This is a genomic window from Micromonospora sp. ATA51, assembly GCF_016802855.1.
GTDB lineage: Bacteria > Actinomycetota > Actinomycetes > Mycobacteriales > Micromonosporaceae > Micromonospora > Micromonospora sicca.
In genome coordinates this window covers 1-19,438 of record NZ_JAEVHJ010000042.1, presented here as the reverse complement: position 1 = coordinate 19,438, position 19,438 = coordinate 1, and the positions used below count along the sequence as shown (strand labels likewise).

Annotated in this window: 21 protein-coding genes, 1 tRNA gene and 5 pseudogenes; 17 read left to right on the top strand and 10 right to left on the bottom strand. The window is 72.9% G+C overall.

The features are described 5' to 3' along the window. Positions 1-4: 4 nt before the first annotated feature. Positions 5-987 (bottom strand): annotated as a pseudogene (locus JNW87_RS10040) (zinc metalloprotease). Positions 988-1,229: 242 nt separating this feature from the next. Here JNW87_RS10040 and JNW87_RS10035 point away from each other — a divergent pair. Continuing rightward, positions 1,230-1,303: transfer RNA gene (locus JNW87_RS10035), tRNA-Gly, on the top strand. A gap of 267 nt (positions 1,304-1,570) precedes the next feature. Next, a complete protein-coding gene (locus JNW87_RS10030) occupies positions 1,571-2,155 on the top strand; it encodes a YcxB family protein (RefSeq protein WP_238453547.1) in 585 nt (194 codons plus the stop codon). Here the strand turns inward: JNW87_RS10030 and JNW87_RS10025 are convergent. Both JNW87_RS10025 and JNW87_RS10020 read right to left on the bottom strand, forming a co-directional pair. Continuing rightward, positions 2,105-2,557, bottom strand: coding sequence for a VOC family protein (locus JNW87_RS10025; protein WP_238453546.1), 453 nt, complete (start codon positions 2,555-2,557; stop codon positions 2,105-2,107). The genes JNW87_RS10030 and JNW87_RS10025 overlap by 51 nt on opposite strands. After that, positions 2,554-2,910: a DUF1801 domain-containing protein gene (locus JNW87_RS10020; protein ID WP_238453545.1), complete on the bottom strand. Its 357-nt coding sequence runs from the start codon at positions 2,908-2,910 to the stop codon at positions 2,554-2,556. The genes JNW87_RS10025 and JNW87_RS10020 overlap by 4 nt, the downstream gene beginning before the upstream one ends. Positions 2,911-3,022: 112 nt before the next feature. Here JNW87_RS10020 and JNW87_RS10015 point away from each other — a divergent pair, with 112 nt between their 5' ends. From JNW87_RS10015 to JNW87_RS10005, 3 genes are read left to right on the top strand one after another with little or no spacing between them, the layout of a single operon-like run. After that, a complete protein-coding gene (locus tag JNW87_RS10015; protein ID WP_109801177.1) occupies positions 3,023-3,916 on the top strand; it encodes a LysR family transcriptional regulator in 894 nt (297 codons plus the stop codon). A gap of 33 nt (positions 3,917-3,949) precedes the next feature. Further along, positions 3,950-4,513 carry an NUDIX hydrolase gene (locus JNW87_RS10010; RefSeq protein ID WP_236647415.1) on the top strand — a complete coding sequence of 188 codons (564 nt, stop codon included), beginning with the start codon at positions 3,950-3,952 and terminating at the stop codon, positions 4,511-4,513. A gap of 39 nt (positions 4,514-4,552) precedes the next feature. Continuing rightward, positions 4,553-5,434, top strand: coding sequence for an LLM class flavin-dependent oxidoreductase (locus JNW87_RS10005; RefSeq protein ID WP_238453544.1), 882 nt, complete (start codon positions 4,553-4,555; stop codon positions 5,432-5,434). A gap of 12 nt (positions 5,435-5,446) precedes the next feature. Here JNW87_RS10005 and JNW87_RS10000 read toward each other — a convergent pair whose 3' ends face one another. From JNW87_RS10000 to JNW87_RS09990, 3 genes are all read right to left on the bottom strand, one after another. Beyond that, the gene (locus JNW87_RS10000) at positions 5,447-5,878 is read right to left on the bottom strand and encodes an ASCH domain-containing protein (RefSeq protein ID WP_238453543.1); all 432 of its coding nucleotides are present in this window, start codon (positions 5,876-5,878) and stop codon (positions 5,447-5,449) included. Positions 5,879-5,888: 10 nt separating this feature from the next. Then, positions 5,889-6,086: a hypothetical protein gene (locus tag JNW87_RS09995; RefSeq protein WP_238453542.1), complete on the bottom strand. Its 198-nt coding sequence runs from the start codon at positions 6,084-6,086 to the stop codon at positions 5,889-5,891. 228 nt (positions 6,087-6,314) lie between these two features. Next, positions 6,315-6,932: a phosphoribosyltransferase family protein gene (locus tag JNW87_RS09990; RefSeq protein WP_238453541.1), complete on the bottom strand. Its 618-nt coding sequence runs from the start codon at positions 6,930-6,932 to the stop codon at positions 6,315-6,317. A gap of 130 nt (positions 6,933-7,062) precedes the next feature. Here JNW87_RS09990 and JNW87_RS09985 point away from each other — a divergent pair, with 130 nt between their 5' ends. After that, positions 7,063-7,689 carry a septal ring lytic transglycosylase RlpA family protein gene (locus tag JNW87_RS09985; protein ID WP_238453540.1) on the top strand — a complete coding sequence of 209 codons (627 nt, stop codon included), beginning with the start codon at positions 7,063-7,065 and terminating at the stop codon, positions 7,687-7,689. Between the two features lie 98 nt (positions 7,690-7,787). Next, complete coding sequence (locus JNW87_RS09980) at positions 7,788-8,915, top strand: PP2C family protein-serine/threonine phosphatase (RefSeq protein WP_109801169.1); 1,128 nt, start codon at positions 7,788-7,790, stop codon at positions 8,913-8,915. 38 nt (positions 8,916-8,953) lie between these two features. Here JNW87_RS09980 and JNW87_RS09975 read toward each other — a convergent pair whose 3' ends face one another. Beyond that, positions 8,954-9,376, bottom strand: a complete 423-nt coding sequence (locus tag JNW87_RS09975; RefSeq protein WP_236647416.1) for a MarR family transcriptional regulator — start codon at positions 9,374-9,376, stop codon at positions 8,954-8,956. A gap of 154 nt (positions 9,377-9,530) precedes the next feature. On the opposite strand from JNW87_RS09975, the gene JNW87_RS41430 reads away from it, so the two are divergent. From JNW87_RS41430 to JNW87_RS09955, 5 genes are all read left to right on the top strand, one after another. Next, entirely contained in the window at positions 9,531-9,920 is a 390-nt protein-coding gene (locus tag JNW87_RS41430; RefSeq protein ID WP_375373488.1) for an NAD(P)-dependent oxidoreductase, read from the top strand. Further along, positions 9,836-10,198: an NAD(P)-dependent oxidoreductase gene (locus JNW87_RS41425; protein WP_375373487.1), complete on the top strand. Its 363-nt coding sequence runs from the start codon at positions 9,836-9,838 to the stop codon at positions 10,196-10,198. The genes JNW87_RS41430 and JNW87_RS41425 overlap by 85 nt, the downstream gene beginning before the upstream one ends. Before the next feature lie 18 nt (positions 10,199-10,216). Then, entirely contained in the window at positions 10,217-10,576 is a 360-nt protein-coding gene (locus tag JNW87_RS09965) for a DoxX family protein (protein ID WP_109801179.1), read from the top strand. Positions 10,577-10,690: 114 nt separating this feature from the next. Further along, positions 10,691-12,547, top strand: coding sequence for an acyl-CoA dehydrogenase (locus tag JNW87_RS09960; protein ID WP_238453539.1), 1,857 nt, complete (start codon positions 10,691-10,693; stop codon positions 12,545-12,547). 263 nt (positions 12,548-12,810) lie between these two features. Beyond that, positions 12,811-13,080, top strand: a complete 270-nt coding sequence (locus JNW87_RS09955) for a DUF6458 family protein (RefSeq protein ID WP_067300694.1) — start codon at positions 12,811-12,813, stop codon at positions 13,078-13,080. A 42-nt stretch (positions 13,081-13,122) separates the two neighbouring features. Here the strand turns inward: JNW87_RS09955 and JNW87_RS09950 are convergent. After that, positions 13,123-13,658, bottom strand: a pseudogene (locus tag JNW87_RS09950) (histidine phosphatase family protein). 116 nt (positions 13,659-13,774) lie between these two features. Between JNW87_RS09950 and JNW87_RS09945 the strand changes: the two are divergent. Further along, positions 13,775-14,062, top strand: a complete 288-nt coding sequence (locus tag JNW87_RS09945; protein WP_109801174.1) for a DUF6458 family protein — start codon at positions 13,775-13,777, stop codon at positions 14,060-14,062. A 62-nt stretch (positions 14,063-14,124) separates the two neighbouring features. Here the strand turns inward: JNW87_RS09945 and JNW87_RS09940 are convergent, their stop codons facing one another. Next, a complete protein-coding gene (locus JNW87_RS09940) occupies positions 14,125-14,802 on the bottom strand; it encodes a hemolysin III family protein (protein ID WP_109801175.1) in 678 nt (225 codons plus the stop codon). 107 nt (positions 14,803-14,909) lie between these two features. Here JNW87_RS09940 and JNW87_RS09935 point away from each other — a divergent pair. From JNW87_RS09935 to JNW87_RS09925, 3 genes and pseudogenes are all read left to right on the top strand, one after another. Beyond that, positions 14,910-15,514: pseudogene (locus JNW87_RS09935) on the top strand (allophanate hydrolase subunit 1); the annotation flags it as partial. A gap of 60 nt (positions 15,515-15,574) precedes the next feature. Beyond that, positions 15,575-16,454: pseudogene (locus tag JNW87_RS41420) on the top strand (biotin-dependent carboxyltransferase family protein). Next, positions 16,438-17,187: a LamB/YcsF family protein gene (locus JNW87_RS09925; RefSeq protein WP_109804961.1), complete on the top strand. Its 750-nt coding sequence runs from the start codon at positions 16,438-16,440 to the stop codon at positions 17,185-17,187. The pseudogene JNW87_RS41420 and the gene JNW87_RS09925 overlap by 17 nt, the downstream one beginning before the upstream one ends. Positions 17,188-17,280: 93 nt before the next feature. Here the strand turns inward: JNW87_RS09925 and JNW87_RS09920 are convergent, their stop codons facing one another. Then, positions 17,281-19,119, bottom strand: a complete 1,839-nt coding sequence (locus tag JNW87_RS09920) for an NHL domain-containing thioredoxin family protein (RefSeq protein ID WP_109804960.1) — start codon at positions 19,117-19,119, stop codon at positions 17,281-17,283. Positions 19,120-19,263: 144 nt separating this feature from the next. Between JNW87_RS09920 and JNW87_RS41415 the strand changes: the two are divergent. Continuing rightward, positions 19,264-19,335, top strand: a pseudogene (locus JNW87_RS41415) (hypothetical protein); the annotation flags it as partial. Positions 19,336-19,438 lie beyond the last annotated feature (103 nt).

Below are 19,438 nucleotides of genomic sequence, written 5' to 3'. Positions count from 1 at the left end.
GGTGTTACGCCGCGCGGTAGGCGTTCCACGCGGTCAGCATGCGGCTCGCCTGGCCAGGGGTGAACTGGTACATGCACGAGTCGTAGGTGTAGTCCATGAAGTTGGTGATCGGGTCCAGGCCGGCCGTGGCGCAGGTGTCCCGCCCGGTCGGGCACTGGAACGCCGGCGACGACTCCGCCGGGGTGTCGCTGACGCTGTCACCCGAGCCGGAGCACCCGCCCTGGAAGGTGTGGTAGAGGTTCAGCCAGTGGCCGACCTCGTGGGTGCCGGTGTCGCCCTGGTTGTAGTTGGTAGCGGTGCCACCCGGCAGCGACTCGCTCAGCGCGACCACGCCGTCCATGCTGTCCAGCTTGCGTTTCGGGAAGGTCGCCCAGCCCAGCAGGTCGTCGCTGAGCTCGCCCAGGTAGAGGTTCAGCGTGTTCTTGCCGCCCTCGCGCAGCGAGGTCTTCATCTGCCGCTCGGCGGAGGAGCCCTGCACGATCGGGTACCAGGCGGCGTTGGTCACGTGGTGGACCTTCTGCAACTGGAAGCCGAACGCGGTGGGCGCACCCCCGGTGGCACCGTTGTAGGCCTGGTTGAGCACGTCGATCTGGGCGGTGACCAGCGAGTCCGGGATGTTGCCGCCGGCCCGGGTGGTGTCCCGCTGGATGACGTGCACGACGACGGGGATGGTGACCGTGGCCAGGGTGGTGGCGCGGCGCCGGCGCGGAAGTTGGCCCGCTCGCGCAGCGCGGCGGCGAGGTCGGCCTCGCGGTCACGGACCTGCTTGACGGTCAGCTCGTTCGGGTCGTGCTTGGCCGTGCCGCCCTTCTTGACCCGCGCGTCCGAGTGGACGTCGGTCGGCTCGGCGCAGGACGCGCCGGGGGCGGCCGAGAAGGCCGAAGCAGCGGGAACGACGCCCACGGCAGCGGTGCTGAGCAGCAGCGCGAGGGTCGTCGACGCGACACCGGCGGCACGCCGGGCCAGCAGGTTGGGACGAAGTCCCATGGGCCCACCTCTTTCTGGCGGCACGACAGGGGGTATGTCGGGCCGTGGCTGAGAACGTGTGGGTGACGTTACAACCGATCGACGGATTTGAGAACGGGCATATGTTGCCGTAGTGAAACTTTCTCCTGCACAGGGGCGGGTCCGTGATTTCACGGTCGTGACAGGGTGGTTTCGCCCGGGGCGGGCGCGCCGGGGTACCTGGATGCACGGCCGCGGTGACCTCAGGTACAGTGGTGCCGCCTGCGGGTGTAGTTCAATGGCAGAACATCAGCTTCCCAAGCTGACAGTGCGGGTTCGATTCCCGTCACCCGCTCCACGCGAAAGGCCCTGGCCAGGACGCGAGTCCCAGCCAGGGCCTTCGACGTTCCAGGGCCCGCAAGCGGGCGCGCCGGCCCGGCCCCGGCCTGCTGGCGACCTCCGGCCGGCATCGGCCGGGCCGGCCGGCCACGCTGCGGACGACAAGACCTTGAAGACCTCGGGGCTCCGCCCCGAAACCCGACCCTCCTCAAAGATCCGCCCCAAGCTGCCGAAAGCATCTTGCTCGATCTGGAGGTGTGGGCGGCGGTGAGTAAACTTCCGCGTCATGCCCTCGGAGAACGTGACGGCCGACCCGGTGGAGCTGCACTACACCCTCACTTCGGACGACCTGCTTGACGGCTTTGCCGCCCAGAACCGCAGCATCTCGCGTCCATGGTATTTGCGGTGGCTGAGCACTCTCCTGACGGTTGGCGTGATCGCTGTCGTCTTCGTTTCCTCTGCGGTGTCCGGGAATGTGGCGGCAGGCACCGCTGCGATAGGTGCCGTCGTCGTGCTGGTCGTGGTGGTGCCCGTCGCTGTTGGGTTCAGCCTGCTGCTGCGCCCGCTCACCCACGGTTCTTGGATCTACCGGTTGCAGGTCCGGCAGATCATGCGCGGCAATCCCGCGCTGTCCCAGCCCATGCACGTCATGGTTACCGAGAGCGGCGTGCATTTCAGCAGCGCCACCGGACAGTCGACGACAAGTTGGGCTCAGTATCCGCTGCACGTCGAGACGGATCGGTCGTTCGCCCTGCTTGCATCGCAGCGGCGCGGAGGGGCAGTGCTCGTACTGCCGAAGCGGGGTCTCGACGCAGCGGGTTCAGCAACGCTGCGTTCGTTGCTCGCCGCCCACTCCCGCCGGCTTCCCTGACCGTTCCGATGCGCTCGGGTCCTGCGGGTACCAGCGGAGCTCGACGGTGTTGCCGTCCGGGTCGCGTACGTAGATCGAGGTGGCGCTGCCCCGCGCCCCGAACCGGGGCACCGGCCCGATCAGCACGTCGAACACGCCGGAGTCGATCACCTGCTGCCAGTCCAGCGGCTCGACCACCAGGCAGATGTGGTCGACGTTCGACTCGCCGCGCTCCCCGCCGACCAGGTCGATGATGGTCTCCGGGGTGATCCGTACCGAGGGGAAGGGGACCTCGCCGGCCCGCCACCGGTCGACCCGGACCGGTTCCAGCCCGAGCGTGCCGCAGTAGAAGGCGAGGGCGCGTTCGACGTCGGCGACGGTGAGCACCAGGTGGTCGAAGGCCGTCACCCGCACGGCGCTCACCTGGTCTCCAGCTCGTACGCCTGGCGCAGCCAGTCGGCGAACAGCGCCGGGTCGACCTCGTCGACGGTACGGAGCTTCACCGCGGCCATCTGCCGGGCGGCCGGGGTGAGCCGACCGGAGGGGTCGGCGACCTCCTGCCCGCGCCACAGTCCGAAGGTGACGTACGACGGGTACGCCTTCAGCAGGCAGACCGGTCGCTGCCCCGGCCGCTCGTCGAGACTCCACGTCGGGTGACCGTGCCACATCGCGCCGGTGGCGTCCGGGAGGGCGGCGTCGATGACGGGCCGGAGCTTCTCGCCGATCTCCCGCTGCGGGGCGTCGAGGGCGGTCAAATAGTCGGTCACGGTGTTCATGGGGCTCCTGTCGGTGCGGTTCGGGACGACTCCAGACTCGCCCCGACGCCGATCCGGACCAAGCCCCGATGGGGCTACGATCGTTTACCCGGAGTCAACGGTGGGGGGCGGCTTGCTGGAGCGGTACGAGGTCGAGACGTTCCTGACCCTGGCCGGGGAGCTGCACTTCGGGCGTACCGCCGAACGCCTGCGGGTGACCACCGGCCGGGTCAGCCACGTGGTGAGGAAGCTGGAACGCCGGATCGGCGCGCCGCTCTTCGAGCGCACCAGCCGGGTCGTCCGCCTCACCCCGATCGGCACGCGGCTCGCCGACGACCTGCGCCCCCTGGTGGCCGGGATGGACGAGGCCGTACAGCGGGCGATCGAGGCCGGGCGGGGTGTCACCGGTGAGTTGCGGGTGGCGTTCCTCGGCGAGTGGACCGCCCCGGTCCTGCTCCGGGCGGTCAGCCTCTTCACCGAACGGCACCCGGACTGCGCGGTGCACGTGCACGAGGCGCAGCTCGCCTCCACCCGGTCGAGCCTGCTCGACGGCTCGATCGACGTGCTCATCGCCGCGTACCCCTTCGACGGCATGGCCAACGGCCCGGCGCTGCTCTCCGAGGGGCGGGCGCTCGCGGTGGCCGCCGGCCACCCGCTCGCCGGCGAGGCGTCGGTCTCCCTGGAGGTGCTCGCCGACCATCCGGTGGTGCAGTATCCGGCCGTGACCTCGGCCGAGTTCAAACGCGACCGTACGCCGGAGCGGACGCCGTCGGGGCGGCCGGTGCCGACGGGGCCGGTGGGCAACACCTTCTCGGAGATGCTCTCCCTGGTGGCGATGGGCCGGGGCGTGCTGCCGGTCGGCGAGCACACCCGGCGGTACTACCCGCGTCCGGACGTGGCGTACGTGCCGATCCACGACGCGCCGCCGATCCGGCGCGGTCCGGTGTGGCGGGAGACCAACACCACCGCCCGGGTACGCGAGTTCGTCCGGGCCGCGGTCGACGCGAATCCGCGACCGGCGGGCTGACGGCTGTCGTACCCGGCTGACAGCATCCGGGGCATGCGGGTGGAGGCGGAGATCCGGGGGCTGGTCGAGGCGCTGACGCCCGTCGACGAGGTGGAGGCGCGGCACCGGGCGGAGTGCCTGGCCTGGCTGGCCGGAACCGACGACATCTTCCGCCGGGCGAAGCCCCGCACCCCCTCCCCACACCTGGTGGCGTACTTCCTGCTGCACGACGAGGCGGACGGCAGCGTGCTGCTGGTCGACCACCGCAAGGCCGGGATGTGGCTGCCCAGCGGCGGTCACGTCGAGCCGGGCGAGCATCCGGCCGAGACCGTGCGCCGGGAGGTGGTGGAGGAGTTGGGCGTGCCGGCCGTCTTCGCGCCGCGCTTCGCCGAGCGCCCGGCCTTCCTCACCGTGACCGACACGGTCGGCGCGCCGGAGGACCGGCACACCGACGTCAGCCTCTGGTTCGTGCTCAGCGGCGGCCGGGACCAGAAGCTGATCCCCGACCCGGGCGAGTTCCGCGGCGTCCGCTGGTGGACGCCGCGGGAGGTGACGGACGCGGCCCCGGCGACGGTCGAACCGCACCTGGGCCGGATGCTGGCCAAGCTGCTCGCCTGATCCGGCCGGCCGCTCCGCCGAGGCCGTAGGCTGACGATCATGCGGATTGGCATCGTGATCCTCCCGGACCAGCGCTGGTCGGAGTCGCAGCGCCGCTGGCGGCAGGCCGACGAGTGGGGCTTCGACCACGCCTGGACGTACGACCACCTGGGCTGGCGGGACCTGGTCGACGGGCCGTGGTTCGACTCGATGACCACACTGACCGCCGCCGCGACGGTGACCTCCCGGATCCGGCTCGGCACGCTGGTGGCCTCGCCCAACTTCCGGCATCCGGCGGCCTTCGCCCGGCAGATCACCGCGCTCGACGACGTCTCGGGCGGGCGGGTGCTGCTCGGCCTCGGCGCCGGCGGCATCGGTTTCGACTCGGCGGTGCTGGGCGGCGAGACGCTGCCGCCGCGGCAGCGGGTGGACCGGTTCGCCGAGTTCACCGAGCTGCTGGACCTGATCCTGCGCCAGGACGGGACGACCTGGCGTGGCGAGTGGTTCGCCGCCGTGGACGCCCGGAACAATCCGGGCTGCGTGCAGCAGCCCCGGGTGCCGTTCGTGGTCGCCGCGAACGGGCCGCGCTCGATGCGACTGGTGGCCCGCTTCGGCCAGGGGTGGGTGACCACCGGTACGGGCGGCGACGACCTGGAGAGCTGGTGGTCCACGGTTGCGGAGGTCTCCGCCCGGATGGACGCGACGCTGGAGCGGGTGGGTCGCGACCCGGCCACCCTCGACCGCTACCTGTCCCTCGACGCCGCGCCGGTCTTCTCGCTGACCAGCGCGGACTTCTTCGCCGAGCAGGTGGGCCGGGCCGCCCGGCTCGGCTTCACCGACGTGGCCACGCACTGGCCCCGGGCCAGCAGCTGGTACGCGGGCGACGAGCAGGTCCTGGTCGACGTCGCCACCCGGCTCCTGCCGGAGCTGCGCCGCGCCTGAGGACGGGCGGGCTCAGGTGCCCAGGTCGCCGGCGCTGATGCCGCCGTCGCCGGCCGAGACCAGCCGGAAGCGGATGCAGACGATCTGTGTGTCGTCGGTGACCGGGGTGCCCTGCCGCGCCCAGTAGGCGCCGTGGCCCTCCCGCCACTCCTCGATGGACCGGTCCCCCTCGCCTTCGGAGCGGGCGAAGTCCCAGGGCACGTCGGCGAAGCGGACCGCCTCGACGCCGGTGACCTCGACGACCCCGACCAGCTCGTCGTGGTCGTCGACCAGGGTCAGCCGCTCGCCGACCTGCTCCAGCTCCTCGTTCTCCTGCGCGTACTCGCTGATCAGGCCGGCGGTCGCGGTCTTCACGCCGGCCAGCACCAGGGTGTTCAGCCTGGCGCGCAGCTCACCGGGCGTGCCGAGGGCGAGCGAGCGCAGTCCACCGATGCGGGGCCACATCCTGCCGAGGCTAGTCCCGGGTGATCCCCGGCGCCGACCGTTCGCTGATGGTGTCCGGCCCGCTGGCCCGCTCCGCCGAGTGCTGGGCCGGGTCTGCACCGCCGTCGAGGAGTTCGTCAGATGAGCTGTCCGGCGTAGCCGCCGCCGCGAGCACCCGGTCGTCGCCGGTGGCCGCGTGCGCGTCGAGCACCGCGTCGGCCAGCTTCACCACGTGCGCGTCGCCGTGCCGGGCCGCCCGGGCGAAGACCTCCGCCGCCGCCGGGCGCGACCGCCGGCGGCGCTGCCGCCGCCGGTGCGGCGTACACCGAGGTGACGGCGGCCGTGGCCGACCAGGCCGCGGCGACGCTCGGCGCCCACGCCGCCGGGTCGAGAGCCGGCAGGGTACGCAGCACCGCGGTCGGCGCGGTCACCGTCGGATCGGGTGGCCGTGACCCGCTCAGGCGAGGAGGCGGGCGGCGTCGACCAGGGTGCGGACGTTCAGCTCGGCGGCCACTTCCGGCGGGCAGTCGGCGACCACCGCGGCGGTGCCGACCACCTCGGCGCCGCGGGCCGCGCAGAGGTCGTGCAGGGCGCGGAGTTGAGCGCCGGTGGCCACCCAGTCGTCCACCAGCAGCACCCGGTCGGCCGGGCCGAGGTGGCGGTCCCGGACGCCGAGGGTGACCCGTCGGCCCCGGAAGTCGGGCGGGCTCTGCGCCCAGCTCACCGCGCCGGCCGGGAGTCGCCCGTCGCCCACCTTGTACGCCGGCACGAAGCCCACCCCGAGCGCGGTGGCGGCCAGCGGTCCGAGCAGCAGCCCGGTCATCGCCGGGGCGAGCACCACGGTCGGGCGGGCCGGTCGGAAGGGCGCCACCAGGGCCGGACCGAGGGCGGCCAGCACCTCCGGGTCGCGCCACCAGCCGGAGACGTCGCTGACCAGGTGGTCGCTTCCCGGACCCGGATCGATCCAGCGGAACAGCTCGGTCAGGCGTTCGCTCAGCACCGTCCCATCCTCGGACACCGACGCCAGGCGATGCCGCGCGAGTCGTGGCCAGCGACCTTTCCACCGATCGGTCATCGGGGGCAGGCCGATCGGCTACACGTACCAGGGTAAATACGGGCATACCATCATGATCACGTTGACTTCGGAAGTGCTTCTCTCGTTACGGTCCCAGCCGGTTTGTTCAGCTCACGAAAGGACCGGGCCGGTGGCTGGTAGGCACTTCCGTACCCGCAAGTTCTCGCCCGCCGGCATCGCGGCCACCGCGGCGGTCGGCGTGGTCCTCGCCGTCGGCGGCACCGTCGGCGCGGTCCAGCTCACCGCCGGCTCGGCCGCTCCCGAACCGGCCGTCGCCGAGGCCCTGCCCAGCAGCCTCGCGCCCAGCTCCGCGTCCCCTTCGCCCAGCGCCTCACCGAGCCTCAGCCCCTCGCCCACGGCCACCCCCAGCCCGAAGGCCACCCGGACCCAGGCCGCCTCCCGGAGCAAGGCCCGCACCGCCAGCCCGAAGCCGACCGCCACGGCGAGGAAGACCGCCGCGGCCGCCAAGATCGTCGACAGTGGCTCCTGCGGCGCCTCCTTCTACGACGAGGGCCAGATGACCGCCAACGGGGAGACCTTCAACCCCGACGCGCTGACCGCCGCACACAAGACCCTGCCCTTCGACACGAAGGTCCGGGTGACCAATTCGGCCAACGGCAAGTCCGTCGTCGTCCGGATCAACGACCGCGGACCGTACGTCGACGGCCGCTGCCTGGACCTGTCCCGGGCCGCGTTCCAGGCGATCGCCTCCGTGGACCTCGGCGAGGTGACCGTCAAGTACGAGGTGCTGGGCTGACCGCGAGCGACGGCGATCGGGTCGGCGGGGCGATCCGGCCGGCCAGAACCTCCTCGGACGACGGGCCAGGTTCATTCACCCGTTCACGTCGATCAGGCATGCTGTCCCGTGTACGCACGAAACCCTTCCAGTCGGGCCGCGGCCCGCTGAGTCCCGGATCCCGCGCCGGCCTCGGCGCGGCCCTCGCGCTGCTCGCGCTCGTCTCCGCCGTGGAACTGGCCGACGGCCGGCCGGCGCACTACGTGGCGCTGATGGTCGCCGCACCCTTCCTCGCCGCCGCGCTGGCCTCCTGGCGGGTGGTGCTCGGAGTGGGCGTCCTCGCCACCCTCATCGGCGCCGGCTTCGCCCTCGCCGAGCGGACCATGTCGCTGGTCACCGCGGTCAACGTCGCCGGGATCGCGCTGGCCACCGCGATCGCCGCCGCCGTCGCCTCGGTACGCCAGCGGCAGGCCGAGCAGATCGCCGAGCTGTCGAAGCTGGCGACGGTGGCCCAGCAGGCGGTGCTCCGGCCGCTAGGCCCCCAGGTCGGCACCCTCGCGGTGGCCGCACGCTACATCTCCTCGACCGCCACCGCCGAGATCGGCGGTGACCTCTACGAGGCGATGGACACCCCGTACGGCGTCCGCTTGATCATCGGCGACGTCCGGGGGAAGGGCCTCGACGCGGTCCGCCTGGCCAGCATCGTGCTCGGCTCGTACCGGCACGTCGCGTACGAGCGGGCCGACCTGCGGGCCGTGGTGACCGACCTGGACCGGGCGGTGGCCCGCAACGTGGGCGACGAGGACTTCGTCACCGCCGCGCTGGTCGAGGAGCGGGGCGGCACCCTCACCATCGTCAACTGTGGACACCCGTCGCCGCTGCTGCTGCGCCGGGGAGCGGTGATCCCGCTCGAACCGCCCGCGCCCGCGCCCCCGCTCGGGTTCATGCCGGTCGTTCGCCCCCGGGTGGAACGGCTGGAGCCGGGTGACCGACTGCTGCTCTTCACCGACGGCCTCGGCGAGGCCCGCCGGGACGGCGAGTTCTTCCCGACGGCCGACCGGGCCTGGCGGCTGCTCGGCCACGGCACGGTCGCCGACGGGCTGGCCTCGCTGGAGACCGCGCTGGTCGAGTGGGTGCACGGCCGGTTGGACGACGACATCGCCCTGGTGCTGATGGAGTACACCGGGCCGCGCAGCGGCCCGACCGCCGCCGTGCCGAGCTGGGAGGTCGGCGCGGCCGAGAGCTGACGACCGGTGTCGATCGGCCCGCTCACCGGCCGCCGGGCTCAGCCCTCCGACAGCTCGTCGGTGGCCCGCCGGCCCGCCTCGCCGGCCCGGCGCAGGAAGTCGGCGATCACGTCGAGCTGGGTCTCGTCGTACCCGGCGCAGAGCTCGTCCATCGAGGCGTTCATGCCGGCGTACAGGCCGTACAGCTCGGCGTTGCGCTCGCGCAGCGCCCGGACGGTGACCGAGCGGCGGTCCTGGGCATCCGGGTCCCGCTCCCGGACGATCCAGCCGCCGCGCTCGAGCCGGTCGAGGATGCCGGTCGTGGTCGCCGGGTGCAGCCCGGCCCGCCGGGACAGCGCGCCGGGGCTGAGCGGCCCGTGCCGGGCGATCAGGTCGAGGCAGTCCAGGTCCACGTCGCGCAGCGACAGGCGTACGCCGACGTGGTGGTTGAGGAGCGCGAGCTGGTTGTTCAGCTCGCGCATTGCCTCCTTGATCCGGGTCGTCGTGCGGCGGCGCCGGCGGGCGCCCTCAGATTCTACGGAATCCATATTGTTTGAGCCTCGTATCAGCTGTTACGGTTTCCGTATCTTACGAGGTTCGGCCGCCGATCGCGGTCGACGGTGGGGAGGCAATTCCATGAAGCTCACGATCGTCGGTGCGACCGGCGGCATCGGCCGGCACCTGGTCGACCAGGCCGCGGCCGCCGGTGACGACGTCACCGCCGTGGTTCGCGACCCGGCGAAGCTGGGCGACGTCCCGGTCCGGGTGGTCGCCGCCGACCTGGCGACGGCCGACCCGGCCACGCTGCGCGCCGCCTTCACGGGCACCGACGCGGTCCTGTCCGGCCTCGGCCCCCGCTCGTCCGCCGACGCCGGCATCGCCACCCGGGGCACCCGCGCCGTCGTCGAGGCGAGGACCGCCGTGGCGTACGCCGGATCGTCGTGGTCAGCGCGGCGCCGGTCGGAGTGGTGCCGTCGCCCGGCCGGCCCCGACCGCCGCGGCGCGACCCGGGCGACGGCCCCCTGATGCGGTACCTGCTCGGCCCGGCGATCCGACGGGTGCTGCGTCGGCACTACGCCGACCTGGCGCTGATGGAGGAGGTGCTGCGGGACAGCGGGCTCGACTGGACGGTCGTGCGCCCGCCCCGGCTGACCGACAAGCCGCTGACCGGCGCCTACCGGACCGCGTACGGGCGCAACGTGCGCGGCGGGCTCACCGTCTCCCGGGCCGACGTCGCCCATGCCATGCGCCACCTGCTCGACCGGCCCGAGTCGGTCGGGCGGACCGTCGGTATCGCCAACTGACCCGAACCGGAGGTGATCATGCACATCGCGTACGTCGTCGTCACCGTCCTGGCCGTCGCCGCCACCGGCTTCTCCGGGGTGGCCGCGCTGGCCCGCTTCCGGCCGATCCTGCCCGGCATGGCCGCGGCCGGGGTCCCGCAGTCCTGGCTGACCTTCCCGATCGGCACGCTGAAGACCGCGGGGGCGGTCGGGCTGCTGCTCGGCCTGCTCGGCGTCCCGCTGGTCGGAGTGGCCGCGGCGGCCGGGCTGCTGCTCTTCTTCGCCTGCGCCGTGCACACCCACCTGTTGGCCCGCGACCACTCGGCGCAGTTCCTGCTGGCGAACGGCTTCCTGCTGCTCTCGGGAGCCGCGCTCGCGCTGGGGTTGGCCGGAAACTGAACAGGAAGTGTGTAATCGCTGTCACTTCCTCGATCGGCTTGTCGTTGCCTACCGGTCAGTAATACAGTCGGGGTTACTGATCGGTAACACTGTCCGGAAGCGGGGCCAGCGAGCATGACCCACTACAAGAGCAACCTTCGGGACCTCGAGTTCAACCTGTTCGAGGTCTTCGGGGCGGACCGGACGTTCGGCCAGGCGCCGTACACGGACCTGGACGTCGACACCGCCCGCAGCTTCCTCTCCGAGGTCGACCGCCTGGCCCGCGAGGACCTGGCCGCCAGCTACACGGACAGCGACCGCAACCCGCCGGTCTTCGACCCGGCGACGCACACCGCGCCGCTGCCCGAGTCGTTCAAGAAGTCGTTCCAGTCGTTCATGGACTCCGAGTTCTGGCGGCTGGACCTCCCCGAGGCGCTCGGCGGCACCAACGCCCCGCGCGCCCTCTGGTGGTCGCTCGCCGAGATGGTGCTCGGCGCCAACGCCCCGATCTGGATGTACGCGTCCGGCCCGTCCTTCGCGCACGTGCTGCACGTCGAGGGCACCGAGCAGCAGCAGAAGTGGGCCCGGCTCTTCATCGACAAGCAGTGGGGCTCCACCATGGTGCTCACCGAGCCGGACGCCGGCTCCGACGTCGGCGCCGGTCGGACCCGGGCGATCCCGCAGCCGGACGGCTCGTGGCACATCGAGGGCGTCAAGCGCTTCATCACCTCCGGCGAGCACGACCTGAGCGACAACATCGTCCACTACGTGCTGGCCCGTCCGGTCGGCGTCGAGGGCGTCGGCGGCCCGGGCACCAAGGGCCTCTCGCTCTTCGTCGTGCCGAAGTTCCACTTCGACGAGGAGACCGGCGAGCTGGGCGAGCGCAACGGCGTCTTCGCCACCAACGTCGAGCACAAGATGGGCCTGAAGGTCTCCAACACCTGCGAGGTGACCTTCGGCGAGCACGGCGTACCGGCCAAGGGCTGGCTGCTCGGCGAGAAGCACGACGGCATCCGGCAGATGTTCATGATCATCGAGTACGCCCGGATGATGGTCGGCACCAAGGCGATCGCCACCCTCTCCACCGGCTACCTGAACGCCCTGGAGTACGCCAAGAACCGGGTGCAGGGCGCCGACCTGATCCAGCAGGCCGACAAGGCCGCCCCCCGGGTGACCATCACCCACCACCCGGACGTGCGCCGCTCGCTGCTGCTGCAGAAGTCGTACGCCGAGGGCCTGCGCGCGCTGGTCTGCTACACCGCCTCCTGGCAGGACAAGGTCGCCATCGCCGAGGCGGCCGGTGACGAGAAGGCCACCAAGCTGGCGAAGCGGGTCAACGACCTGCTCCTCCCGCTGGTCAAGGGCGTCGGCTCGGAGCGGGCGTACGAGCTGCTCGGGTGCGAGTCGCTGCAGACCTTCGGCGGCTCCGGCTTCCTCCAGGACTACCCGCTGGAGCAGTACGTCCGGGATGCCAAGATCGACACCCTGTACGAGGGCACCACGGCGATCCAGAGCCTCGACCTGATCTTCCGCAAGATCGTCCGGGACAACGGCAAGGCCCTGATGGCGGTGGCCGGCGAGATCCAGGAGTTCATCGCCTCCGAGGCCGGCAACGGCCAGCTCAAGGAGGAGCGGCAGGCGCTCGGCAAGGCGCTCGCCGAGATCCAGAACATCCTCGGCGTGATGACCGGCTGGCTGGCCGAGGCGCAGGGCGGCGACACCCGCAGCCTCTACAAGGTCGGCCTGAGCAGCCGGCGTTTCCTGCTGGCGATCGGCGACCTGGTGGTCGGCTGGCTGCTGCAGAAGCAGGCGGACGTGGCGCTGACGGCCCTGGCCGGCGAGGTCTCCACCGCCGACAAGGCGTTCTACACCGGCAAGGTGGCCGCCGCCCGGTTCTTCGCCCGCGAGGTGCTGCCCCGCATCGGCGCCGACCGGCGGATCATCGAGGGCGCCGACCTGGAGATCATGGACCTCCCGGAGGAGGCGTTCTGATCCCCTGAGGGGACCCGGCACTGACGACCGGCGGCGCGAGCGTGTTGTCTCGCCGGCCGCCGCCGTCTTCCCGCCCGAGCCCGTCCGGGGGCGGCTTGCGGCCTGTCGCGGTGTCCGTCCCGTTCCGACCCGCCGCCCTGCCGCACGGCGAGCCGACCGGGATTGGCCCGGCCGGGCCGGGTAGGGCGGCCATGCGGCGGGTAACCGTCGCGGACGACGTCAGGGCACGCCCAAGGGCCACCGCACGGGGGAGTGCAGCGCACATGGGCATTGGTAGCGGGATCTTTCTCATCGCGCTCGGCGCGATCATGACCTTCGCCATCCGGGCCAACGTCTGGTGGATCGACCTGCGCGCGGTCGGCTGGGTGTTCATCCTGGCCGGACTGGCCGTCCTGCTCACCACGCTCTGGTTCTGGCAGGACCGGCGCAAGCGGGCCCGCACGCTCATCGTGGAGGAGAACCGGCTGTCCCACCCGACCGCGATGATGCCGCCGCCGCCCGACCCGCCGCCGCCGACGGCCCCGCCGTCCTGATCCGACCGGGCAGGGACCGGTGGCCGGGCCCCTTCCCGCACCTCACTCCCGTGCGGTGTGCCGGGCGGTGATGGGCGCGCCGCCCGGGGCGAGTTCCGCCCAGCGGGTGGTCGGGCGGTGCACCACCAGGTCGGTGGTGCGGAGCCCGTCCGGATCCGCCCGCTCCGGGTCGAGCAGCGCCGAGAGCAGCGAGACGCCCGGGTTGTGGGCGATCAGCAGCACGGTGCCCGCGCGGGCTCCACCGCCCGGACCAGCTCCAGCAGATCGTCCGGCTGCGCCTCGTAGGCCCCCGCCTCGTAACGCACCACCGGTGTCGAGGCCGCCGGTCCACCCTCCGGCGGGGATCCCGTCATGCCCATGGCCACCCCGTGCCAGGTCTGGCGGGTCCGCCGGGTGGCGGAGCAGACCACCACGTCGGGGAGCAGCGTGTGCCGGGCCAGCCAGGCACCGGCCGCGGCCGCGTCGGCGTGTCCCCGGGCGGTCAGTGGCCGCTCCCCGTCCGGCGCGTCCCGGGACTGCTCGGCCTTGGCGTGCCGCAGCAGCACCAGAGTCCGCTCCTGGTTCCTGCCGTCCGTCATGTGCACAGCTTGCCTGATTGGCGATCGGAGCGCCTGGGTAAGTCGATGGATGCCGCTACCTCATCCATGGCCGCGGCGGGTAGGAAACGCCAGCTGAACGCCAAGGAGGCGACGTCATGGGCATCGGTGCCAGCATCTTCCTGATCGCGCTGGGCGCGATCTTCGCGTTCGCCATCAACGCCAACCTGGGATGGCTCGACCTGAACGTCGTCGGCTGGGTGCTGATGCTGGTCGGCCTCGTCGGCCTGATCACCACCCTCTACTTCTGGAACACCCGCCGCCGCACGGTGGTCGCCGCGCCGGTGCGCCAGCGGGTCGTGGCCGAGCCGGTGGTGCCGGCGCAGGACGACCGGGTCGTGCGGGAGGAGTACCGCGAGGTGCGTCGCCCGGGCTACCCCACCTGAGCCGTACCGCACAGACGTCGGGGGCCCCGCAACGGCGCGGGGCCTCCGGATCGCGTCCAGGGTCAGGAGAAGAGCGCGAAGTAGATCGCGATGTGGTGGCAGATCGCCGCGACCAGGGTGCAGGCGTGGAAGAACTCGTGGTGCCCGAAGACCGTGGGCCACGGGTTGGGCCGGCGCAGCGCGTAGAAGACCGCGCCGACGCTGTAGATCGCGCCGCCGACGATCAGCAGCACCAGGGCGGTCACCCCGCCGGAGTGCAGGATCTCCGGCAGCATCGTCACAGCGACCCAGCCGAGCGCCAGGTAGAGCGGGGCGGAGACCCACCGCGGGGCGTGCGGCCAGATCAGCTTCACCGCCACCCCGGCCAGTGCCCCGCCCCAGACCAGGCCCAGCATGATGGCGGCGTGCCGGGTGTCCAGCAGCAGGGCGCAGAACGGCGTGTAGGTGCCGGCGATGAACAGGAAGATCATCGAGTGGTCCATCCGGCGCATGATCTGGTAGCCGCGCTCGGACCAGACCCGCCGGTGGTAGAGGGCGCTGGTGCCGAAGAGCCCGCAGACGGTCAGGCTGTAGATCAGGCAGCTGACCAGGGGCGCCCAACCGGGCCGGGCGGCCGCGATCGAGCAGAGCACGATGCCGCAGACGAGCGCGACGAAGAACGCGTAGGTGTGCAGCCAGCCGCGCATCCGGGGCTTCCCGATGTCGACCGGCTTGAGCCGGAGCGGTGCGGAGGTGGTCACGCCAATAGGTTACGGCACCGTAGGTTACTTGCAAGTAGTGTGGACCGTCACGCAACCTGCCCGGCAGGTGGACCCTTGCCGTCCGGGCGATCCGCGAGGATGGCGGGATGCGGATCCGACCCGTCGGCGCGCACGCCCTGCTGCTCGACTGCGACGACGCCGACCAGGTGCAGGCGTGGCGGGCCGAGCTGTGGCGCCGCCGCGAGTCCGGCGAGCTGAACGCCGTCGAGATCGTCCCAGCCGCCGCCACCGTGCTGCTCGACGGCGTACCCGACCCGGCGGCGGCCGCCACGCTGATCGCCGGCTGGACGCCGCGGCCGGTCGCCACCACGACCGCCGTCGACCCGGTCGAGGTCCCCACCGCGTACGACGGGGAAGACCTGCCCGCCGTCGCCGGCCACTGGGGGATGACCGTGCCGGAGGTGGTCGACCGGCTCCGGCGCACCGAGTTCCGGGTGGCCTTCTGCGGCTTCGCGCCCGGGTTCGCCTACCTGACCGGGCTCCCCGCCGAGCTGGCCGTCCCCCGGCTGGCCACGCCACGCCCCCGGGTGCCGGCCGGCTCGGTGGCGCTCGCCGGGCCGTACGCCGGGATCTACCCGACGCCTCGCCCGGCGGCTGGCTGCTGGTCGGCCGGACCGACCTCGTCCTGTTCGACGTGCACGCGGACCCGCCGGCCCGGCTCACCCCGGCACCCCGGTACGCCTGGTGTCCCGTGAGCGCGAGGAGTGAGCCGCTCTTGCGAGCCCCGCAGTCGCGAACCGGCGTGCTCAGCGTGATCGAGGTGCTCCGGGCCGGCGCGCTCACCACCGTCCAGGACCAGGGCCGGCCCGGCTACGCCCACCTCGGCGTGCCCCGCTCCGGCGCGCTCGACCCGGCCGCGCTGCGGCTGGCCAACCGGCTCGTCGGCAACCCGGAGCGCGCCGCCGGGCTGGAGATCACGCTGACCGGCTGCGACCTGCGGTTCGAGCGGGCCGCCTGCGTCGCGCTGACCGGGGCGGAGGTCGGGGTCCGGATCGACCCGAGCCGGCCGGCCGTCGACCCCCCGACGCGGGCCGTCCGGGCGACGCCGGTCGGCCCCTCTCGTTGCCGGCCGGCGCGGTGCTGCGGATCGGCCCGGCCCGGGCCGGACTGCGCACCTGGCTGGCGTCTCCGGCGGCATCGAGGTGCCGCCGGTGCTGGGCAGCCGCGCCACCGACACCCTCTCCGGCCTCGGCCCGCCCCCGGTACGCGACGGCGACCGGCTGCCCCTCGGCGAGCCGGTCGGGCACCCCGCCCCGGTCGACGTCACCGTCGTCCCTCCCGCCCCGGACGAGCTGCGGCTGACCCTGCGCACCGGCCCCCGGCACGACTGGTTCACCCCGGCCGCCCTGGACCTGCTCTTCGGCACCGCGTACCGGGTCAGCCCGGTGAGCAACCGGGTCGGCGCGCGACTGACCGGCGCACCCCTGCCCCGCGCGGTGACCGGGGAACTGCCCAGCGAGGGACTGGTCCTCGGGGCGGTGCAGGTGCCGGCCGACGGGCAGCCGCTGATCTTCCTCGCCGACCATCCCACCACCGGCGGATACCCGGTCGTGGGTGTGGTGGACGACGTGACCCCGCTCGCCCAGGCCCGCCCAGGGACTACGGTGAGGTTCCATGGACCTCAACGCTGACCTCGGCGAGGGATTCGGCATCTGGCGGCTCGGCGACGACCACGCGCTGCTGGACCTCGTCACCTCCGCCAACGTCGCGTGCGGCTTCCACGGCGGCGACGCGTCCACCATGCGCCGGGTCTGCGCCGCCGCCGCCGAGCGCGGGGTCGCCATCGGCGCCCAGGTCGGGTACCGGGACCTCGCCGGCTTCGGCCGCCGGCACATCGCGTACGACTTCGCCGAACTCCGCGACGAGGTCACCTACCAGCTCGGCGCGCTGGAGGCGTTCTGCCGGCTGTTCCACACCCGGGTCCGCTACCTCAAGCCGCACGGCGCGCTCTACCACGCCGCGGCCTGCGACGAGGCCCAGGCGGCCGCCCTGGTCGCCGCCGTCAGCGGGTACGACCCCGCGCTGCCCGTGCTCTGCTCGCCCGGCACGGTGCTCGCCCAGCTCGCCGTCGGCGCCGGGCTGCGGGTGGTCCCCGAGGGCTTCGCCGACCGGAACTATCTGCCCAACGGCGCACTGGTGCCCCGGACCGCCGCGAACGCGCTGGTCACCGACCCGGAGGAGGTGGCCGACCGGGCCGTCCGGATGGCCACCGAGCGCACGGTGGTCGCGGTCGACGGCCGGGTGATCCCGTGCCCAGTCGAGTCGATCTGCCTGCACGGGGACAGCCCCAGCGCCGTCCGCTCCGCCGAGCTGGTCCGGGCCGCGCTGATCGACGCCGGAACAACCCTCACCCCGTTCGCCTGACCGCCGCCCCAGCGCTGATTCGTTCACGACATCAGCTCCACAGCGGCCGGCCGACACCCGCACCCGGCCGGCCGCCCAGGACGCGTCCGGCGGTCAGGCGTCCAGGCCGCGCAGCACCAGCGGCACCCGGCCCGCGCCGCCGTCGACCACCCGCACCGGCACGCCCCAGTCCTGCCGGGTCAGGTGACAGGCGGCGTGCTCGACGTCCGCGTCGCAGGTGGCCGCCTGCGCGGTCACCTGGAGCACCCCGCCGGCCACCTCGCCGTTGACCACCAGCCGGCGGGACAGGTCCGTCGTCGTCCCCGCACCCTCGATCAGCAGCTCCGGCGGCGACGCGGAGACCACCAGCCGGGTCGACGGACCGTACGTCTCGTCCAGCTTCTGGCCCGGCGCCGGCGTGAAGATCACGTCGAGCGTCACCTCACCGGCCGCCACGTCCGTCGGCTTCCGCTCGGCCCGGTGCCGGGGGCCGTCCACCGTGCTGGCGCCCGCCGCCGAGAGCGCGCCCGGGGCCAGCCGGGTCAGCCGGTGCGCGGCGGACTCCACCACCAGCACCGCACCCTCGGCGGTGAGCACCAGGTCGCTCGGCTCGGCCAGCCCGTCCGCCACCGTGGCGACCTGGTCCGTCTCCGGGTCGAAGCGGCGGACCGCGCCGTTGTACGTGTCGGCGATCAGCACCGAGCCGTCCGGCAGCGCGCACACCCCCAGCGGATGCTGGAGCAGCGCCTGGTCGGCCGGACCGTCGACGTGGCCGAAGTCGAAGAGCCCCTGACCCACGGCGGTGCTCAGCACGCCGTTCTCGACGTACCGGACGGCGCTGGTCTCGCTGTCCGCGATCCAGAGCCGGGCGCCGTCGGCCGAGGCGGAGAGGCCGGAGGGCTGCGCCATCCAGACGTCCGGCAGCGGGCCGTCGCGCAGCGCCTCGACCGTGGTGCCCGCGTACATGCCGGCGGTCCGCCGGATCGGGTCGAACCACCAGAGCTGGTGGATGCCGGCCATGGCGATGACGACCTTGTCGTCGTACCAGGCCACGTCCCAGGGGGAGGAGAGGTCGACCGAGCGGGCGTCGTGCGCGTGGTCGTCGACCGTCGACCGCCACTGCCGGCCGGTGCCGGCGACCGTCACCACCTCGCCGGTGTCCAGCCGCACCCCCCGCAGCAGGTGGTTGACGGTGTCCGCGACCACCACGTCGTAGCCGGCGACCTCGGCGACGTGCGTCGGGAGCAGGCAGAGCCCCTGCGGCTCCGAGAAGGTGGCCGTCTCCGCCGGCCCGTCCGCCTGGCCGCGGGCGCCGGCGCCGATCCGGCGGACCAGCTTCTCACCGTCCGGGGCCAGCTCCACCAGCGAGTGCCGGGCCGAGTCCGAGACCAGCAGGTTGCCGTCGGCGAGCGCCACCGCCTTGCCCGGGAAGCGCAGCGTGGTCTCCGGCTCGGCCGGCGGGACGTACGGGCCCTCGCCCCGGTGCAGGGTGCCCTTCGCCTCGTGGGTGGCGATCAGCTCGTCGACCAGCCGGGCCAGCCCCTCGGCGTGCCCCTCGCCGGCCATCGTGGCCACCACGTAACCCTCCGGGTCGACCACCGAGAGGGTCGGCCAGGCCTTCGCCGCGTACTGCTGCCACATGTCCAGCTCGGGGTCGTCGAGCACCGGGTGGTGCACCCCGTACCGCTCCACGGCGGCGGCCAGCGCCTCCGGGTCCTTCTCGTGCTCGAACTTGGGCGAGTGCACGCCGACGACCACCAGCACGTCGCCGTACTTCTCCTCGAGCGGGCGCAGCTCGTCGAGCACGTGCAGACAGTTGATGCAGCAGAAGGTCCAGAAATCCAAGATGACGCAGCGACCTCGGAGGTCCCGCAATGTCAAGTTTCGTCCGCCTGTGTTCAGCCACCGGCGGCCCTTCAGTTCGGGCGCACGGACGCGGGGCGAAGTAGCCATAGACTCACCCTGCCACGGCGTCGGCGAGGACGGCCCGGGGGGCTCGGACAACCGTGACGCAGCGAACGGGGCTGCGCCGTCCAGGGCGTCGCCCGCCAGGCGAACGCCTATGGGGCCACCCCGGCCATCCACGCCGGATCGGTCGCCGGCACCACCCAGCGGTTCGGCGTACCGATGGGCTTCGGTGGGCCGCACGCCGGCTACCTGGCGGTCCGGATTCGATGCGGGACCGGTTCGACGACAGCCGGGCCGGCCACCGTGATGGTCTCGGCGAACGGCACGGCGGCCTCTTCGAGGGCCTGGGAGACCTGGCCGAACG

Bases quoted from the DNA above. Each gene is read 5' to 3' on its own strand.
- JNW87_RS09980 (WP_109801169.1), top strand. From the start codon at position 7,788: ATGCTGTCCCGTGTACGCACGAAACCCTTCCAGTCGGGCCGCGGCCCG.
- JNW87_RS09960 (WP_238453539.1), top strand. From the start codon at position 10,691: ATGACCCACTACAAGAGCAACCTTCGGGACCTCGAGTTCAACCTGTTC.
- JNW87_RS09925 (WP_109804961.1), top strand. From the start codon at position 16,438: ATGGACCTCAACGCTGACCTCGGCGAGGGATTCGGCATCTGGCGGCTC.
- JNW87_RS09965 (WP_109801179.1), top strand. From the start codon at position 10,217: ATGCACATCGCGTACGTCGTCGTCACCGTCCTGGCCGTCGCCGCCACC.
- JNW87_RS10030 (WP_238453547.1), top strand. From the start codon at position 1,571: ATGCCCTCGGAGAACGTGACGGCCGACCCGGTGGAGCTGCACTACACC.
- JNW87_RS10005 (WP_238453544.1), top strand. From the start codon at position 4,553: ATGCGGATTGGCATCGTGATCCTCCCGGACCAGCGCTGGTCGGAGTCG.
- JNW87_RS09955 (WP_067300694.1), top strand. From the start codon at position 12,811: ATGGGCATTGGTAGCGGGATCTTTCTCATCGCGCTCGGCGCGATCATG.
- JNW87_RS09990 (WP_238453541.1), bottom strand. From the start codon at position 6,932: ATGACCGATCGGTGGAAAGGTCGCTGGCCACGACTCGCGCGGCATCGC.
- JNW87_RS09920 (WP_109804960.1), bottom strand. From the start codon at position 19,119: ATGGCTACTTCGCCCCGCGTCCGTGCGCCCGAACTGAAGGGCCGCCGG.
- JNW87_RS09945 (WP_109801174.1), top strand. From the start codon at position 13,775: ATGGGCATCGGTGCCAGCATCTTCCTGATCGCGCTGGGCGCGATCTTC.
- JNW87_RS10000 (WP_238453543.1), bottom strand. From the start codon at position 5,878: ATGTGGCCCCGCATCGGTGGACTGCGCTCGCTCGCCCTCGGCACGCCC.
- JNW87_RS41430 (WP_375373488.1), top strand. From the start codon at position 9,531: ATGAAGCTCACGATCGTCGGTGCGACCGGCGGCATCGGCCGGCACCTG.
- JNW87_RS10020 (WP_238453545.1), bottom strand. From the start codon at position 2,910: ATGAACACCGTGACCGACTATTTGACCGCCCTCGACGCCCCGCAGCGG.
- JNW87_RS10010 (WP_236647415.1), top strand. From the start codon at position 3,950: ATGCGGGTGGAGGCGGAGATCCGGGGGCTGGTCGAGGCGCTGACGCCC.
- JNW87_RS09975 (WP_236647416.1), bottom strand. From the start codon at position 9,376: ATGCGCGAGCTGAACAACCAGCTCGCGCTCCTCAACCACCACGTCGGC.